The sequence below is a fragment of the Clostridioides sp. ZZV15-6383 genome, from assembly GCF_020657735.1.
Lineage (GTDB): Bacteria > Bacillota > Clostridia > Peptostreptococcales > Peptostreptococcaceae > Clostridioides > Clostridioides difficile_D.
The window spans coordinates 1-234 of record NZ_JAGWCV010000251.1; the positions used below are offsets into that span (position 1 = coordinate 1).

The window sequence follows — 234 nt, forward strand, 5'->3', positions numbered from 1 at the left end:
TAATATCGTTCTCTTTTATTAATTTAGTAGATAATTTTTGTAGAAAATCATTTCTTTGATTAGCTATATGTTCTTGAAGTCTTGCAACTTTTAATCTTGCTTTATTCCTATTTAAACTACCGATTGTCTTTCTCGATAATTCTCTTTGTAATTTAGCAAGTTTGTTTAATGACTTCTTAAGATACTTAGGATTTTCTATAAATTCTCCACAACTTGAGATACAAAATTCTTTAA

Annotated in this window: 1 protein-coding gene; it reads right to left on the bottom strand. The window is 25.2% G+C overall.

Annotated elements, in window-relative coordinates; genetic code table 11:
• The coding region (locus tag KGF42_RS19670; RefSeq protein WP_227826952.1) for a transposase at nucleotides 1–234 on the bottom strand (234 nt) is incomplete at both ends.